This window comes from Polaromonas sp. P1_E1_2, assembly GCF_056406035.1.
Genome location: NZ_JBFUAZ010000939.1, coordinates 1 through 1,027 on the forward strand (window position 1 = coordinate 1; position 1,027 = coordinate 1,027).

Consider the following 1,027-nt stretch of genomic DNA (forward strand, 5'->3'; position numbering starts at 1 on the left):
AAACAATGCTGTGATTGAAATCAACGTACCCCATCCCAGGCACGACAATTTCATCAACGATCCTACGCATGTGCGAATCATCACGCCCGCCCTGTTTGCACTGTTTGACAAGAAAAACAATGACGAGTGGAAATTGCAAGGCATTCCCAACTCACCTTTTGCCCATTATCTGAGTGTAGATTTTGTGACCACTCATGTAGACGTAGTCATCGCCGACCCCTACAGCCAGATGTTTTCGGAGGGGAAAATTTCAGGCGAAGAGCTGGAAATCATGGCGCGCGAAAAAAACAATATCGTCGCAGAATACAGAATCAAACTGTCAGTGAGAAAGCCAGAAAACCGGGTTTGATGACCACCATGAATCCGGGAATTGAAACCGGCATGGGAAAACCACCGCAGGCGTTTACTGGCGAATCAGGTCCGCCCCAGCCGGCGTCTTGAACTGGAAGGCGGCAGGGCCAAGTGCAGGGTTGATCTCGAACTGACTGAAGGTCATCACTGACTTCTGGCCAAAGCTGTCAAGGATTTCCAGCATGGCGAGTTCGCTGCCCTTCCCGGTCGGTTTGAAACCGACACTGATGCTCTGCAACTGGCCGTCTTTGGTTTTGGGTTTGGCCTGTATCCACTGCAAACCATCTCTGTCAGGCAAGGACGCCAGGTTGAAATCGGCTTGCAGGCCCTTGAGGTCTGCAGCAGCGGCGATCAYGGCGGCCGGGGTTCCGTTCAGTACCTGGGCCAGCTTGCGCGAGGTGACCTGGTTCAAGTCTGCGTCATAGAGCCACAGGGTCTGGCCGTCGGCCACGATGGTTTGTTCAAAAGGCTTTTTATAGACAAAGCGGAAACGGTTGGGCCGCGAAAACTCAAACGTACCGTTCGACGTCTTGCTGCGTGCAGCCTGGCCGTCCTTGCCGGGCGCCGTCACCACCTGGGTGAACTCGGCGCGGCCGCTGCTGACGGTCTTCACGAAAGTTTCGAGGCTTTCCAGGCCGTCGGCCCATACGGAATGGGCGCAAGCAGCTATCAAAAC

At 54.4% G+C, this 1,027-nt stretch carries 2 protein-coding genes; one reads left to right on the forward strand and one right to left on the reverse strand.

Annotated elements, in window-relative coordinates:
• On the forward strand, positions 1 to 349 hold a 349-nt coding region (locus tag AC1D1P_RS24240), incomplete at its 5' end, for a hypothetical protein (RefSeq protein WP_477674780.1).
• A 54-nt stretch (positions 350 to 403) separates the two neighbouring features.
• Here the strand turns inward: AC1D1P_RS24240 and lolA are convergent.
• Positions 404 to 1,027, reverse strand: a 624-nt coding sequence (gene lolA / locus AC1D1P_RS24245) for an outer membrane lipoprotein periplasmic chaperone LolA (RefSeq protein ID WP_477674781.1), incomplete at its 5' end; no start/stop codon positions are given.